The sequence below is a fragment of the Flavobacterium tistrianum genome (genome assembly GCF_003254545.1).
Taxonomy (GTDB): domain Bacteria; phylum Bacteroidota; class Bacteroidia; order Flavobacteriales; family Flavobacteriaceae; genus Flavobacterium; species Flavobacterium tistrianum.
Map to the genome: position 1 here is coordinate 38,581 of NZ_QJRH01000058.1, position 14,419 is coordinate 52,999.

The window sequence follows — 14,419 nt, forward strand, 5'->3', positions numbered from 1 at the left end:
AAAAAAACAATTCAGTAACCAAAATCAACAACTCAGTATCATTTAATTTTAAAAGACTAAAAACCAGCATACTTTTGAAGTGTAAATTAAAAGGAACAAAGAAACAAAGTGACAAAGGTTCAAGGTTTTGAATCTTACATAAGTTAAAAAAAGAAACCTTTGCCACTTTGCCACTTTGTTCCTCTGAACCTTAAAAAAAGAGTTTTAATCATCAATAAAAAACTTAGAACCTCAGAACCTTAGTAACTTAGAACCTTAAAAAAAAAGAAATCATGACCAAAATTATTACAATAACTATCTTATTTATCTGCAGTTTAATGTCTGCACAGAATGTAAAATTAACTGTTGCTGTTTCAGGTTTAAAAAATGATACAGGCGTTGTTAAAGTAGGATTATACAATTCAGATGGAACTTTCCTTAAAACAACTTATAAAAGTTTGGCTTCCGAAATTAAAAATAATCAGGCGGTTGTAACTTTTGAGGACCTTCCTGCTGGAGAATATGCAATTTCAACTTATCATGATGAAAATATCAACGGAAAGCTTGACAGAAACTCAATGGGAATGCCAATAGAAGAATACGCGGCTTCAAACAATGCAAAAGGATTTATGGGACCTCCTTTGTATAGTGATGCTAAATTTAATGTCACTAAAGATTCAAAAATTGAAATTGTATTTTAATAAATAAGTAACTAATCTATAAAAACAAACCACTTAAATAACTTATAAAATGAAAAAAATCATCACATTAGTCGCATTATTGGTAGTAGTAGTAAGTTCAGCTCAAACACAATTTGAGCAAGGAATGAATAAAGCGTTCGGACTTTGGAAAGAAGGAAAAAATACTGAAGCTTCTGCATTGTTTGAAAGAATTGCTGCTGCGGAGAAAAACAGTTATTTGCCAAATTATTACGTAGCTTTAATTAATGCAACGGCTGTTTTTACAGAAAAAGACAAAACAAAAATCGATTTGTTATTGACAAAAGCGCAAGATGCCTTGGATATCGAATTGATAAAGGACCAAACCAATTCTGAATTGTATGTAATGCAGGCTTTAATTTATACAGGATATGTTGTGGCTGACCCGATGACAAACGGAATGAAATATTCTAGTAAAGTGATGGAAGCTTACGCGAAAGCTAAAGCATTAGATCCAAATAACCCGAGAGCAGTTTTTGGAGAAGCCGATTATCAATTAGGAGGAGCAAAATGGACAGGAGTAGATACAAAACCTTTATGCGCGCAAGTTGATAAATCTATTGAACTTTTTAATACTTTTAAACCAGCTACGCCTTACGCTCCAAAATGGGGATTGGATAGAGCTTTAGAAATTCAAAAAACTTGTAAATAATCAGTAGTTTATAAAATATGATGATATTAAAACCTAATTTGTTAAAAGCATGCTTAGTTGGAGGAATAGTATTTTTGTTCTCTTTCCTAATTCGGTTTGCTTCTTTAGGAACAGCAGTCTTTAACAAGAATCTTTATATTTATTTCTTGTACTGCATGCTTTACAGTGTGGTTTTGTATATCGTAAACGTCGTTCTTTTTGATTTTTTAGATAGAGTATTTAGAGAAAATCCATATTCGGTAAAGAGAATATTAATAGGTTTTGTAAGTTCATTTTTTGTGTCGATGATTATCATTGTTGTATTGCGTTTGTTTACGAGCGTAATAATCGACAACAAGACAATTATAGGTTTTCTGGCAAATGAGCGGGCAGAAAATTATATAGAATCTGCAGTAATGACCTTTATTGTCCTATTGTTTTTTCACGGACTTAATTTTTATAAACTTTATCAGGAAAACAAAGTTACCCAGCAAAAGATTATCGCAGGTACGGCAAATGCTAAATTCGAAAGTTTAAAAAACCAGATTGACCCGCATTTTCTTTTTAATAGTTTAAATGTTCTTAGTTCTTTAATAGAGGAGAATCCAGATAATGCACAGCGTTTTACAACTTCATTATCTAAAATTTACCGGTATGTTTTAGAACAGAAAGACAAAGAATTGGTTTCGGTTGAAGACGAATTGTCATTTGCAAAAACCTATATGAATCTGCTGAAAATGCGTTTCGAAAATAGTTTGTTTTACGAATTGCCAAAAGAAAACATCAATCCAGAAGCCAAAGTAGTACCGCTTTCTCTACAGCTTTTGCTAGAGAATACCGTAAAACATAATGTGGTAAGCGAACAAAAACCGCTTCACATTAGAATTTTTATTGATAAAGATTATCTGGCTATTCAGAATGATCTTCAGAAAAAAGAAGTTTTGCAGGATAGGCAAGGTGTCGGACTGCAGAATATTGTAAACAGATACGGAATTATAACCGATCGAAAAGTGAAGATTGAGGAAGATGGAAAGAATTTCACTGTTAGAATTCCAATTTTAACCAAACAAATTGCCGTTATGGAAATGAGTGCAGAATATACAGACGAAGCAAAAGCTTATTATAGAGCTAAAAAAAGAGTAGAAGAACTCAAAGGATTTTATGGAAATGTAATTTCATATTGCTGTGTAATTCCGTTTTTGATCTTCATTAATTTAAAATTTTCGCCAGGATTTCAATGGTTTTGGTTTTCGGCTTTAGGCTGGGGATTTGGAGTTGCGATGCATGCTTTTAAAGTTTTTGGATATAGCTCTGATTGGGAAGAAAGAAAAATTCGCGAGATTTTAGAAAAAGATAACAACCAAAAAACGTGGAAATAATGGAAAAAGATTTCACGGAAACAGTTCGTTATTATGATGCTCAGAAAAAAGTAAAAGAAATAAGAGGATTTTACGAGCATTTGACCGTCTACGTTTTATGCAACCCGATTGTGATTGTTGTAAATTATATGACTTCTCCAGAATACCTGTGGTGGATATGGTCTGTAATGGGCTGGGGAATAGCAATTGTTTTACACGGACTGAAAGTTTTTAGTCTTCCTCCTTTCTTCAATAAGAAATGGGAAGAGAAAAAAATAAGAGAAATTCTAGAAAAAGAAAACCAGCAACGTTTAGCAAATAGTCATGGAAACAAATTTGAATAACGATCAAGAAGAAGCAATGCTGCAAGAATTAGCCAGCAAAAAAGTAATTCAGCTGAAATATTTTTATAAGCATTTGTTCATTTACACTATTGCATTGATTATTTTCCTTTTAAAGGAATATACCAATTTGCCATTACAATTCTTCCCTATAAAATATATCAATTGGGTGATTGTAATTATTTGGACAGCTGTAATTGTAGGTTCAGCAATCGATTTGTTTGCTTCTTATAAGATTTTTGGACAAGAATGGGAAGAGCGAAAATTAAAAAGCATTTTAGAAAAAAAGTATAAAAAACAAAAATGGGAATAGTTATGGAAAGGAATTTAAGCGACGAGGAAAAATATATCCAAGCCAAAAAGAAAGTTGAAAACATTAAAGGATTTTATGGAAATCTTTTAGCGTACATTTTAGTAAATGCCATTTTAATCTTTATCAATTTATATACATCGCCTCAATATTTATGGTTCTTCTGGCCATTGCTGTGGTGGGGAGTTGGTGTTGTTTTTCATGGATTAAAAGTCTTTGAGGTTTTTCCAGGAATGGGTAAGGAATGGGAAGAAAGAAAAATCAAAGAATTTATGGAGAAGGAAAAACAGAATAAAAATAAGTGGAAATAATTAACATATAGTTATGGGACGTTTTAGAAGAGAAATGTACGAAGATTATGCAAGACATCATTTTGGAGAGTATACAGGCGATCCAAATTACAATGCAGCTTATAGAAGAGTAAAAAGACTTAAAAGGTTTTACTCGCATTTGAAAATTTTCATTATAGTAAATATTATTATCATTGTATCGAGTTTGACTCGAGACAGATCTGCAGGTCTTCTGGTAATGGATTTAAGCGGTTTAACAGAATGGCACACTTATTCTACTGCATTTTATTGGGGAATTGGTTTGTTAGGTCACGCATTATCTGTTTTTGGCGCTGATTGGATTTTTGGTGCAGATTGGGAGAAAAGAAAAATTCAAAAATACATGGAAAGAGATGCCGCAAATAAAAATAAATGGGAGTAACTTTGAATTCATATTTTTTTCAAATTTCATAGTATAGTAAATGATCACATTAATTATAGAAGACGAAAAACCAGCTGCAAGACTGTTGCAGAGAAAACTTGAAAAGCTAGATGTAACCGTAGAAACCATGCTTCATTCCGTTGAAGAATCGGTTCATTGGTTTAAAAATAATCCGCATCCCGATTTAATATTCCTGGATATCCAATTGTCAGATGGTTTATCGTTTGAAATCTTTGAAAAAATAGACATTAAAAGCGCTATCATTTTTACTACGGCGTATGATGAATATGCTTTAAAAGCGTTCAAATTAAATAGTATCGATTATCTTCTAAAACCAATTGATGAAGATGATTTGGAAACAGCGGTTTCAAAATTCAAATCGCGTCTTCCAAAAGCTGAAAGCTCAAACATGCAATTGGATTTTGAGCAGATTCGCCAAATGCTTTCAAATCCTTTTGAGAAAACATATAAAAAGAGATTTACAGTTAAAATCGGACAGCATTTAAAAGTAATTACTACAGAAGAAATCGAATGTTTTTTTAGCGAAAATAAAGGAACATACATTCATACTTATGACAATCGCGATTATCTGATCGACTCGACTTTAGAAATCTTAGAGCAAGAACTGGATAAAAAGGATTTCTTTCGCGTAAGCAGAAAATTTATTGTTCCGTTGAAAGCGATTAAAGAAATTCAGGTGTATACTAATTCACGCTTAAAAGTTATTTTGCCGAGCTACAAAGATGATGAGGTAATTGTAAGCCGAGAAAAAGTGCAGGATTTTAAAGCTTGGTTGGGATAAAATTATATTTTTAAAAGTAGAAAATAAGCAGATTTTAATTCAGTAAAAACCCCAGCGGGGTGCAATATTTATAGAATTATAATACACAAAATAAAATAAGCTCCGGAGGAGCGACATATATTAAGACTAAAAGAATATGTCGCTCCTCCGGAGCTTTTTATATTGTAAAGATTTATCTTTTGCTATAAATATTTCGCTTCTCTGAAGCTTATAAAAAAAGCCGCCCTTTTGAGACAGCTTTTTTAACGTTTTAATATATTTCGATTTATTTACTTAATCTATGCAATGTATACGTCATAGCACTTAAAAGGAAAAACGCCATAATTTGGTGAATTAATCCTAAAGCCAAAGGAACACTATATAATAAAGTGAAAACGCCAAGCAAGAACTGAATGAAAACAAAAACAACTAAAGTTTTGATTCCGTTTGATTGAGTATGAGTAAGTGTATATTTTTTGCTTTTGAAGAAAAGGAAAAGAATGATCCCCACTACAACATAAGCAAAAGTTCTGTGAACAAACTGAACACCGCTTTTTCCTTCAATTAAGTTTTTTATTAAAGAAGACTGCTCAATAAAAACAGATTCGTGAATAAATTCTCCGTCACTCATTAAAGGCCAATGATTGTGAATTAATCCCGCATTTAAACCTGCCACAAATCCACCGTAAATAATTTGGATTAGTAACACGACCAAAGCATAACGAGCAATATTTCTTAAAGGTAAAATCTTGTTGATATTTCTTTCTGGATAAATCAAATCCAACGCTACCCAAAGTGTGTAAGCGAAAGTGATAAAAGCAAAAGTTAAGTGTAATGAAAGTCTGAAGTGGCTTACATCTGGATTGTCAATTAATCCGCTTCTTACCATAAACCATCCTAAAAATCCTTGGAAAGCTCCCATTGCCAAAAGTACGATGCATTTTTTGATGGTTGGAGTATCTAATTTCTTTTTCGCTAAAAAGTAAACAAACGGAACAAAGAAAACCAAACCAATAATACGCCCGATGAAACGGTGGAACCATTCCCAAAAATAAATAAATTTATAATCGGCTAATTGAAAATCGTTGTGAATATTGATTTTCTGATATTCTGGAAATTTCTTGTATTCGTCAAAAGCGGCTTGCCATTTGGCTTCTGTTAAAGGCGGGAAAGTATCGGTTACCAAATGCCAGTCGGTCATAGATAAACCTGAATTGGTCAAACGCGTGATACCGCCAACAACAACCATTAAAAACAATAAAACACAGCCCGATAGTAACCAAATGATTACTGATTTATTCTCTTTTTTCATTCTTTTCCGATTAATTCGATTTCGTTTTCTTTTTTGGTATTTAAAATTCTTTTTAAATAGAATTTTGCTATATATAGATTTATTAAAATACTTGTTATTAATATTGAACTTCCAAAAATCAATCTATTGATGTTGTTACTAATGTTAATCTTTAAATCTGACATTTCAATTAAAGCAGGACTAGTTAGGATAGCTGCGATAATGAAAACTATAAAGCAAGGAAAAAAAATAGATATTAGTAAGTAGAATAATTTATGTTTAAAATGTTTTTTTTCGGTCTTTTTTAGCTCTTTAAAAAATATAAAATTTGAGTAAAAAATTATTAAAATAAATGTTACTAAAAAAAAGCCACCTAAAAAATCCATTACTTCTTAGGTGTTAGATTTAATTTCTCAGCTCGTTTAATCACAAAATCATAAGCCGCTTGATATTCGTTTGGAATATCGCCTTCAAGAATTGCTTCTTTTACTGCTTCTTTTAAAATTCCGATTTCTCGTGAAGGTTTTAAGTCGAACATTTCCATAATTTCTTCACCAGTAATTGGTGGCTGAAAATTACGAACATGATCGCGTTCTTCGACTTCAACAATCTTCTTGCGTACGAGTTCGAAATTTTTATGATATTTCTTGAATTTTGAAGGGTTTTTGGTTGTGATATCTGCCTCACATAATGTCATTAAGTTTTCTACATCTTCACCAGCATCAAAAACCAAACGACGAACAGCACTGTCAGTCACGATATCCTGCGCCAAAACAATCGGACGTGAACTCATGATAACCATTTTCTGAACGAACTTCATTTTATGGTTTAAAGGCATATGCAAACGTTCGAATATTTTCTTCGCCATTTTTCCGCCCAGAAATTCATGTCCGTGAAAAGTCCAACCTTGTTTTTTAGTGAAACGTTTGGTTGGTGCCTTTCCGATATCATGCAGTAATGCCGACCAGCGTAACCAAACATCATCTGTATTTGGGCAAATGTTATCGACAACTTCTAGCGTATGGTAAAAATTGTTTTTATGTGTATGACCTTCAATTTCTTCCACCTGATTCAACGCTGTTAATTCGGGTAAGATTAAATCTAAAAGTCCTGTTTTGTATAAAAGTAAAAATCCTGTTGAAGGTTTATCGGTCATGAGAATTTTGTTTAACTCATCAACGATTCTTTCTCCAGAAATAATTTTAATGCGATCAGCATTTTTGGTGATTGCATTCAATGAATTTTCCTCAATTTCAAAATTCAATTGAGTCGCAAAACGAATGGCACGAAGCATTCGCAATGGATCATCAGAATAGGTAATATCTGGATCCAAAGGTGTTTTTATTGTTTTATTTTCTAAATCGGTTAGTCCGTTAAAAGGATCTAAAAGATCTCCAAAATTATTTTCATTTAAGGATAGAGCCAGCGCATTGATTGTAAAATCACGACGATTTTGATCATCTTGTAAAGTTCCGTTTTCCACAATCGGATTTCGGCTGTCTCTAGTATAAGATTCTTTTCGAGCGCCAACAAATTCGATATCCGTATCTTCAAAACGAAGCATAGCTGTTCCGTAAGTTTTAAAAACTTGAACTTTTGGTTTATTCGGAAGTAAATCTGAAACTTTAAGAGCCAATTCGATGCCGCTTCCAACAGCCACTACATCAATGTCTTTTTTAGAACCTCGGTTTAAAAGCAAATCACGAACAAATCCTCCTATCACATAAGAGTCAACTTTTAATTCCTGAGAAGCTTTCGAAATGATATCGAAGATTTTGTTTTGTAAAGCAGTTTTATAGTTTGTTTGTATCGCCACGAATTCACTAATTTTTATAAAATAATACGTTTATGTTCAAGTGAGGTAGAATTAAAGTTTGCTAAAATCGCTAAATTGTTTTTGGAAACTTTTAGATAATTAAGACATTGTGAAATGTATTTTGGATGTAAATAATCGCTTGATTTTATTTCAAGTATAATTTGATCAAACAAAACAAAATCAGCATAAAATCTGTGATCTAATATTATGTCTTTATAATTTACCAAATATTCTTTTTCTCTTTCAAATGGAATATTGGCTTTCTTGAATTCATATTCTAAAGCATCTTTATATAAGATTTCAGAAAATCCTCCACCTAAATTTCTATGAACATCAAATAAAATTCCCATTATCTGATAGCTTTCCTGCTGATACAATATTTTTGACATAATCTAAATTTTTTCCGCCACGAATTCACGAATTTTTCTAATTTATTTTTTAAAAAGTTAATTCGTGAATTTGTGGCTATTATTTAGAATACAACTTTCAATTTTGTATTGAAAATGTTTTTGGAATTTTATGGTTGCAAATTTACAACATAGAAAATGCCTATTACAATCTATTACTCACTTTTTTGAATAAATTCACAATTTTTCAATTGAATTTTATTAAAATAAAAAACAGTGGTGGCGAACGATTCGAATTAATCTAAATTTTCCGCCACGAATTCACGAATTATTTTTAATTGATTTTAAAAAAAGGGTGTTGAATTATACGAATTAATACAAATTGAGTTAACAGATTTGAAAAAAAGAATTTGTGAATTCGTGGCAGAAAAAAAATATACGCCAATAGAACAAATCAATTGCGATAATCTATTTTTAGAAATTCAATTTGTATTTTTGAATCATACAAAAACGTACAAATGAAAATTGTTATATCTCCTGCGAAATCATTGAATTTCGAAAAAGAATTACCAACATCTCAATATACTGAACCTTCATTTTTAAAAGAAGCAAGAGTGGTTCATAAAGTAGTGAAAACTAAAAAACCAGCTGAATTATCAGAACTAATGTCTATCTCAGACAAACTAGCCGATTTAAACTGGAAACGTAACCAAGAATGGAAAACGCCTTTTACTGCGGAAAATGCGCGACCAGCAGTTTATACTTTTGATGGCGATGTTTATACAGGTTTAGATGCATATACCATTCCGTTAGAAAAATTAGATGTTTTGCAAGATAAATTGAGAATTTTATCTGGACTTTACGGACTTTTGAAACCATTAGATTTAATGCAGGCGTATCGTTTAGAAATGGGAACTAAAATGCCGGTTGGCGAATTTAAAAACTTGCATGAATTCTGGAAACCAACCGTGACAAAAGCTTTAAACAAAGAATTGAAAAAAGGAGAATTGTTTGTGAATTTGGCTAGTAACGAATACTTTTCAGCGGTTGATGTAAAAGCTTTAAAAGTTCCAGTTATTACGCCAGACTTCAAAGATTATAAAGACGGAAAATTAAAAATGATCAGTTTCTTTGCTAAAAAGGCGAGAGGTATGATGGTTCGTTATATTATTGATACAAATGCTGAAACTATAGATGACTTAAAAGGTTTTAATTATGAAGGATATCAGTTTGATGCGAATCTTTCTAAAGGAAATCACTTGGTTTTTACAAGATAGATTTTTTGAGGGACAAAGGCTCAAAGTTGCAAAGGTTCAGAGGGGTTTTAGCATAAAGCTTATAAACTGAAAACTGGCACTGAAAACTGTGACTAAAAAAATAAACGCCGAATTCTAAATGATGAATTCGGCGTTTCTGCGTATTATAAATCTATTATCATTAATGCATTGCGTCGGCTGCACTAATTTTGTTCTTCCCTTTTTTGATAAAGAGAATAATCGGTATGCAACATAAGAACATAATTCCTAGATAAAGGAAAATATCCATATAAGCCATTACAGTACTTTGTTTCATTACTGAATATTCTATGGCTTGATATGCTTTTTTCAAAGCGACATCTGCACTATATCCTTTTGCCATAAAGGCGTGCTGCATTCCTGCAATACGCTGCTGTACGTCAAATTTAGCAGGATCTAGGTTATTAATCAAATCTACTCGGTGCGACTGGCTGAAACGTGTGATGAAAGTCGTAATAATCGCGATACCAAAAGATCCGCCTAATTGACGCATCATTCCAGTAAATGCAGCTCCTTCACCAATTTGTTTCCCTTTTAATGTTGAAAGCGAAAGCGTTGTAATAGGAACGAAAAGCAATCCTAAACCAATTCCTCTCAAAATTAATGGCCAGTACATATGTTCAACTCCTGTGTCAGGTGTCATACGGCTGTACATCATGAAAGTAAAGAAGAAGAAAATCAAAAATCCTATTCCCACCATATATCCTTGAGGTACACCTTTCTGAATCATATTACCCACAAATGGCATCATAATAGCCGTTGTGATAGATCCCGGAATCAATAATAATCCTGCATCTGTTGCTGTCCATCCTAAAATAGACTGTGTGTAAATTGGGATAATTAAAGTAGAACCGTACAAACCAAAACCAAGAATAAAACACATTACAGTTCCTATTCTAAGATTTCCATCTTTTAGAACACTTAGGTTTACAATTGGATATTCATAGGTAAGCTCTCTCCAAATAAAAAGAACCAATCCTAAAACCGTAACAACACTTAGAGTTACAATTAGTGAATCATTAAACCAGTCATCCTGTTGCCCGTGTTCTAAAACGAATTGTAAGGAACCAATGAAAGTACTCAACAATATAATTCCCCACCAGTCCACCTGATTGGCTTTTAATTTTTCTCCATATTTCGGACTTCTAACAAAAGTTAAAGCCAAAATAGTAGCAATAATTCCTAACGGAATATTGATATAGAAAATATAAGGCCAAGAATAATTATCTACCAAATATCCTCCCAAAGGCGGACCTAATGTTGGACCAACAATTACACCCATTCCGTAAATAGCTTGTGCCATTCCTCGTTTTGCTACTGGATAACTTTCTGTAATAATCGTTTGGGCTGTTACTAGTAATGCTCCACCACCCATACCTTGTACGAAACGGAAAGCTACTAGTTCCCAAATATTGGTGGCATTACCACACAAAAAAGAACAGACTGTAAATATTATAATGGAAGCCACAAAATAATTACGTCTTCCAAATTGCTGCGATAGCCAGCTCGTCATCGGAATTACAATAACATTCGCAATTGCGTATGCTGTAATTACCCATGCAACATCGGTCAAGGTAGCACCAAGACTTCCGCGCATGTCCGTCAGCGCTACGTTTACAATCGTCGTATCAACAATTTCCAACAGTGCACAAAGCACTGCTGTAATCGTAATGATAACACGTCTGAAACCGTATTCTACTAAATCGTCGTCTTGTACTGCTGTAGCCATTTATCTTATTTCAAATGTACATCTACGTCAACGTTCATACCTGGTCTTAAAAGTTTCACTTTTTCAGGATCGTTAGATTCGTCTATGGTAATTTTTACTGGTAATCTCTGAATTGTTTTTACGAAGTTTCCTGTTGCGTTATCAGGAGGCAATAATGAAAAACGAGATCCTGTTGCAGGAGAGAAAGAAGATACTGTTCCTTTAAACTCATAGTTTGGATAAGCATCAACTTTTAAACTCACTTTTTGTCCCACAACCATTTTGTTCAATTGTGTTTCTTTAAAGTTAGCTACAACCCAAGCCTCATTATTATTGATAATATAGAATAAAGATTGTCCTGGCTGAACCAATTGTCCTGGCTGAATATCAACTTTAGAAACCTGACCGTCAATTGCAGCAGTAACTACAGTATAAGAAAGGTTTAAGTGAGCCACATCAAGCATTGTTTTTGCTTTTTTGATATTTGCAGCAGCAACTTCTGTCTGTTTATCAGAAACTTTAGATTTTGATTGAATAACCGATTTTTGGTAAGAACTAGCTTTTTGCTGTTGCTCTAAAACACGTACCTGATTTTCAGCTTCTTCTTTTGCTGTCAAAGCCTGCTCATACTGTTGTTTTGTAATAGTATGCGTTTTGTACAAGTTATTGTAACGGTTATAATCGTTTGTAAGCTGTCTCAATCTAATTTTTGCACTTTCGATAGAACCGCTTGCAGATTTCATTTGTGCATCAGAAACAGAGATGCTTGCGTAAGCACTTCCAATATCTGCTTTTGCTGCTTCAAATTGACCTTCAGCTCCCAATAATGCTGCATTAGCTTCATCAATCTTTAATTGATAATCTCTCTTATCGATAGTAAATAAAGTATCTCCTTTTTTTACATAATCATTATCTTTCACATAAACTTTGCTGATATATCCTGAAACTCTAGGGATAATCGGGTTCATTCTTTTTTCGATCTGAGCATCATCTGTTTCTTCGTGAGCTTGACCGTGCAGGTATTTAGATATTCCGTAAGTTCCGCCTCCTAAAATCAGAACTGCAAGTATTATGATGAATTTTTTATTTGTTTTTTTCTTTTCCATGAGAGCTATCGATTATATTTTAGAAAGATTGAATGATTGTGATAATTGTCCTGATACTGAAAGTAATTCGTAATATTTTTGAATAATGGTTGCTTTAGATAAAGCAGTTTGAATTTTGGCATTTAAATGCTCTACATCTGCTTCTACCAAATCATTAGTGTCAGATAAACCATTGTCAAATTTATCTTTTACTAATCTGTAGTTTTCTGCTGCTTGCTGTAATGCTTCTTCATAAACCACACTTTGATTAATTGCTAGGTCATAATCTTCAATAGATTTTTGAACCTCTACTTTAATGCGGTCTGTCATAATTGCTTCGGTATTTTTTACTTCCAAAGCTCTGCTTTCTGCTTCTTTTACGTGAACATTATTTTTTAAAATTCCAGATAAATCGTAAGATAATCCGATTCCAAAGTTCATCGCATATTTTACAGTTACAATGTCTTTTAAGTCAAATGCAGTATAGCCACCTAAAAGTGAAACAGAAGGATAATATGCTGCTTTTGCAATTTTGACATTAGCTTCAGAAGCTTTGCTTTGCAATCTTATTGCTTCTAAATCTTTTCTGCTTTCAAGTGCAACAGCATCAGATGTTATAGAATTGCTTGTTTTTAGATTAAAGAAATCTTGTTCGTTTACCTCAATTTTTACATTCGGGTCTAATTTAAGCAAAGTCGTTAAGTAGTAATTGATGTTATTAATATTATTATTAGCTTCATCAATAGATAATTGCGTTTTAGAAACTAATAATTGCGCTTTTAATAAATCATTTCTCGGAATAATTCCGTTTTTCTCCAACTCTGTAAAATCAGTAACACGCTGTTTTGCGCTTTTTTGATTTTCGTTTAAAACATCTAAAGTTTTTTGAGCCTTGTACAGTGCTGTGTAATAAGTAATTGCTTTTAAAGCAACATCTTCTTTAGTTTTTGCAGCATTGGCAGTTTCCGCTTCGTACATTCCTTCATAGGCATCAATGCTGTTTTGAATTTTAAATCCAGCAAAAATAGGAAGACTTAAATTAGCCATTCCAAGCATTGCGCGGTCTGGAGAAGCCAGTGAAGCACTTTCGCCTTGATTAGGCATATCAATCGATGCTTTTGTAAGACGCTGATATTGACCAGAAATCTTAAGATCTGGGTATTGATTGTTTTTTACGGTTTTTAATTCGTATTTTTTTGTGTTTACCTTAGTATTGGCAAGCGTAACTTCGTTACTCTTTTCCCAAGCCATTTGCACGGCCTCGCCCAAGGTTAAACTTGTTTTTTCTTGTGCTTCTATTGAAGATATTCCGATGAAGAAAACTCCAAAGAGCATTAATTGACTAATTTTCATAAACAAGTAGCGCTTTTATAGTTTGTTGAATGTGCTTTGTAAGATCGTTTTTAATGTAATTGTTAAACATTTCTTCTGTTTTTAAATCAAATAATTCTTCGAAGAAAGAGCGATTCATGTGAAAGTGAAAAAAGGTTCCGATAATCGTAGGCGTAATAAGTTGGATATTAACATCTTTTCTAAAAACTCCTTGGGCTTGACCTTGTTTGATAATGCTTTCAACCGATTTTAAATTTCCTTTTTTAAGTTCAGTAAAAGCTTGAAGGCTTTTTTCTCTCTTTTTGTTATAAAGTTCAAAATGTAAAACCCTGTAAATCCCTTTGTTAAGGCAAATTCTGTTGATGTAAATTTCGATTAATTTATTGACTTTTTCAAGAGGTTCGATTTCTTCTTGTAATAAATTTTCGAGTTGTAGTTTTAAATCAACAGTTTTGTGAAAAATAAGAGCTTCTAGAAGTCTTTCTTTTGACCCAAAATAATAAGAGACCATGGCAATGTTAATTTTGGCCTCTTTGGAGATATCCCGTATCGATGTACCCTCAAATCCTTTCTCAGAAAAAAGCCTTTCTGCAACATTAAGAATCTGAATTTTTTTATCGTTCAATTCGATGTGTGACATGGTATTGCTTCTAATCGGATGCAAAATTAAACACTTGTTTAATTTAAACGCTTGTTTAATTTTGTTTTAACATAA

16 protein-coding genes are annotated in these 14,419 nt (G+C 32.7%); 9 read left to right on the forward strand and 7 right to left on the reverse strand.

The features are described 5' to 3' along the window. Nucleotides 1-272 precede the first annotated feature (272 nt). The 8 genes from DMB71_RS02390 to DMB71_RS02425 are packed head-to-tail and all read left to right on the forward strand — an operon-like array spanning nt 273 to nt 4,851. On the forward strand, nt 273-680 hold the full coding sequence (locus DMB71_RS02390) for a DUF2141 domain-containing protein (protein ID WP_111363331.1): 408 nt from the start codon (nt 273-275) through the stop codon (nt 678-680). A gap of 49 nt (nt 681-729) precedes the next feature. Next, a complete protein-coding gene (locus DMB71_RS02395; RefSeq protein ID WP_111363333.1) occupies nt 730-1,350 on the forward strand; it encodes a hypothetical protein in 621 nt (206 codons plus the stop codon). A 20-nt stretch (nt 1,351-1,370) separates the two neighbouring features. Then, nucleotides 1,371-2,708: a 2TM domain-containing protein gene (locus tag DMB71_RS02400; protein WP_111363441.1), complete on the forward strand. Its 1,338-nt coding sequence runs from the start codon at nt 1,371-1,373 to the stop codon at nt 2,706-2,708. Continuing rightward, nucleotides 2,708-3,031, forward strand: coding sequence for a 2TM domain-containing protein (locus DMB71_RS02405; RefSeq protein ID WP_111363335.1), 324 nt, complete (start codon nt 2,708-2,710; stop codon nt 3,029-3,031). Before DMB71_RS02400 ends, DMB71_RS02405 begins: the two co-directional genes overlap by 1 nt. Further along, nucleotides 3,012-3,341 (forward strand): 2TM domain-containing protein, encoded by a 330-nt coding sequence (locus DMB71_RS02410; protein ID WP_111363337.1) that lies wholly within the window; start codon nt 3,012-3,014, stop codon nt 3,339-3,341. Before DMB71_RS02405 ends, DMB71_RS02410 begins: the two co-directional genes overlap by 20 nt. Next, nucleotides 3,332-3,649, forward strand: a complete 318-nt coding sequence (locus tag DMB71_RS02415) for a 2TM domain-containing protein (protein WP_111363339.1) — start codon at nt 3,332-3,334, stop codon at nt 3,647-3,649. Before DMB71_RS02410 ends, DMB71_RS02415 begins: the two co-directional genes overlap by 10 nt. 13 nt (nt 3,650-3,662) lie before the next feature. Beyond that, the gene (locus tag DMB71_RS02420) at nt 3,663-4,049 is read left to right on the forward strand and encodes a 2TM domain-containing protein (RefSeq protein ID WP_111363341.1); all 387 of its coding nucleotides are present in this window, start codon (nt 3,663-3,665) and stop codon (nt 4,047-4,049) included. 40 nt (nt 4,050-4,089) lie between these two features. Beyond that, nucleotides 4,090-4,851 (forward strand): LytR/AlgR family response regulator transcription factor, encoded by a 762-nt coding sequence (locus DMB71_RS02425; protein ID WP_111363343.1) that lies wholly within the window; start codon nt 4,090-4,092, stop codon nt 4,849-4,851. 265 nt (nt 4,852-5,116) lie between these two features. On the opposite strand, the gene DMB71_RS02430 is transcribed toward DMB71_RS02425, so the two are convergent. The 3 genes from DMB71_RS02430 to DMB71_RS02445 all read right to left on the reverse strand — a co-directional run bounded on the left by DMB71_RS02430 (nt 5,117) and on the right by DMB71_RS02445 (nt 8,326). Continuing rightward, complete coding sequence (locus DMB71_RS02430) at nt 5,117-6,142, reverse strand: COX15/CtaA family protein (RefSeq protein ID WP_111363345.1); 1,026 nt, start codon at nt 6,140-6,142, stop codon at nt 5,117-5,119. Between the two features lie 364 nt (nt 6,143-6,506). Next, nucleotides 6,507-7,937, reverse strand: a complete 1,431-nt coding sequence (locus DMB71_RS02440) for a CCA tRNA nucleotidyltransferase (protein WP_162614762.1) — start codon at nt 7,935-7,937, stop codon at nt 6,507-6,509. 14 nt (nt 7,938-7,951) lie between these two features. Continuing rightward, on the reverse strand, nt 7,952-8,326 hold the full coding sequence (locus DMB71_RS02445; protein WP_111363349.1) for a GxxExxY protein: 375 nt from the start codon (nt 8,324-8,326) through the stop codon (nt 7,952-7,954). A gap of 476 nt (nt 8,327-8,802) precedes the next feature. Between DMB71_RS02445 and yaaA the strand changes: the two genes are divergently transcribed. Beyond that, entirely contained in the window at nt 8,803-9,561 is a 759-nt protein-coding gene (gene yaaA / locus DMB71_RS02450; RefSeq protein ID WP_111363351.1) for a peroxide stress protein YaaA, read from the forward strand. A 160-nt stretch (nt 9,562-9,721) separates the two neighbouring features. On the opposite strand, the gene DMB71_RS02455 is transcribed toward yaaA, so the two are convergent. Genes DMB71_RS02455 through DMB71_RS02470 form a run of 4 tightly spaced genes read right to left on the reverse strand, consistent with a single transcriptional unit; the run spans nt 9,722 to nt 14,344 of the window. Continuing rightward, entirely contained in the window at nt 9,722-11,308 is a 1,587-nt protein-coding gene (locus tag DMB71_RS02455) for an MDR family MFS transporter (RefSeq protein ID WP_111363353.1), read from the reverse strand. Nucleotides 11,309-11,313: 5 nt separating this feature from the next. After that, nucleotides 11,314-12,393, reverse strand: coding sequence for an HlyD family secretion protein (locus tag DMB71_RS02460; protein WP_111363355.1), 1,080 nt, complete (start codon nt 12,391-12,393; stop codon nt 11,314-11,316). Nucleotides 12,394-12,405: 12 nt separating this feature from the next. Beyond that, the gene (locus tag DMB71_RS02465; RefSeq protein WP_111363357.1) at nt 12,406-13,725 is read right to left on the reverse strand and encodes a TolC family protein; all 1,320 of its coding nucleotides are present in this window, start codon (nt 13,723-13,725) and stop codon (nt 12,406-12,408) included. Continuing rightward, entirely contained in the window at nt 13,715-14,344 is a 630-nt protein-coding gene (locus DMB71_RS02470; protein ID WP_111363359.1) for a TetR/AcrR family transcriptional regulator, read from the reverse strand. Before DMB71_RS02470 ends, DMB71_RS02465 begins: the two co-directional genes overlap by 11 nt. Between the last annotated feature and the right edge of the window lie 75 nt (nt 14,345-14,419).

Bases quoted from the DNA above. Each gene is read 5' to 3' on its own strand.
- DMB71_RS02410 (WP_111363337.1), top strand. From the start codon at position 3,012: ATGGAAACAAATTTGAATAACGATCAAGAAGAAGCAATGCTGCAAGAA.
- yaaA (WP_111363351.1), top strand. From the start codon at position 8,803: ATGAAAATTGTTATATCTCCTGCGAAATCATTGAATTTCGAAAAAGAA.
- DMB71_RS02460 (WP_111363355.1), bottom strand. From the start codon at position 12,393: ATGGAAAAGAAAAAAACAAATAAAAAATTCATCATAATACTTGCAGTT.
- DMB71_RS02420 (WP_111363341.1), top strand. From the start codon at position 3,663: ATGGGACGTTTTAGAAGAGAAATGTACGAAGATTATGCAAGACATCAT.
- DMB71_RS02425 (WP_111363343.1), top strand. From the start codon at position 4,090: ATGATCACATTAATTATAGAAGACGAAAAACCAGCTGCAAGACTGTTG.
- DMB71_RS02405 (WP_111363335.1), top strand. From the start codon at position 2,708: ATGGAAAAAGATTTCACGGAAACAGTTCGTTATTATGATGCTCAGAAA.
- DMB71_RS02415 (WP_111363339.1), top strand. From the start codon at position 3,332: ATGGGAATAGTTATGGAAAGGAATTTAAGCGACGAGGAAAAATATATC.
- DMB71_RS02430 (WP_111363345.1), bottom strand. From the start codon at position 6,142: ATGAAAAAAGAGAATAAATCAGTAATCATTTGGTTACTATCGGGCTGT.
- DMB71_RS02395 (WP_111363333.1), top strand. From the start codon at position 730: ATGAAAAAAATCATCACATTAGTCGCATTATTGGTAGTAGTAGTAAGT.
- DMB71_RS02390 (WP_111363331.1), top strand. From the start codon at position 273: ATGACCAAAATTATTACAATAACTATCTTATTTATCTGCAGTTTAATG.
- DMB71_RS02445 (WP_111363349.1), bottom strand. From the start codon at position 8,326: ATGTCAAAAATATTGTATCAGCAGGAAAGCTATCAGATAATGGGAATT.
- DMB71_RS02465 (WP_111363357.1), bottom strand. From the start codon at position 13,725: ATGAAAATTAGTCAATTAATGCTCTTTGGAGTTTTCTTCATCGGAATA.
- DMB71_RS02470 (WP_111363359.1), bottom strand. From the start codon at position 14,344: ATGTCACACATCGAATTGAACGATAAAAAAATTCAGATTCTTAATGTT.
- DMB71_RS02455 (WP_111363353.1), bottom strand. From the start codon at position 11,308: ATGGCTACAGCAGTACAAGACGACGATTTAGTAGAATACGGTTTCAGA.
- DMB71_RS02400 (WP_111363441.1), top strand. From the start codon at position 1,371: ATGATATTAAAACCTAATTTGTTAAAAGCATGCTTAGTTGGAGGAATA.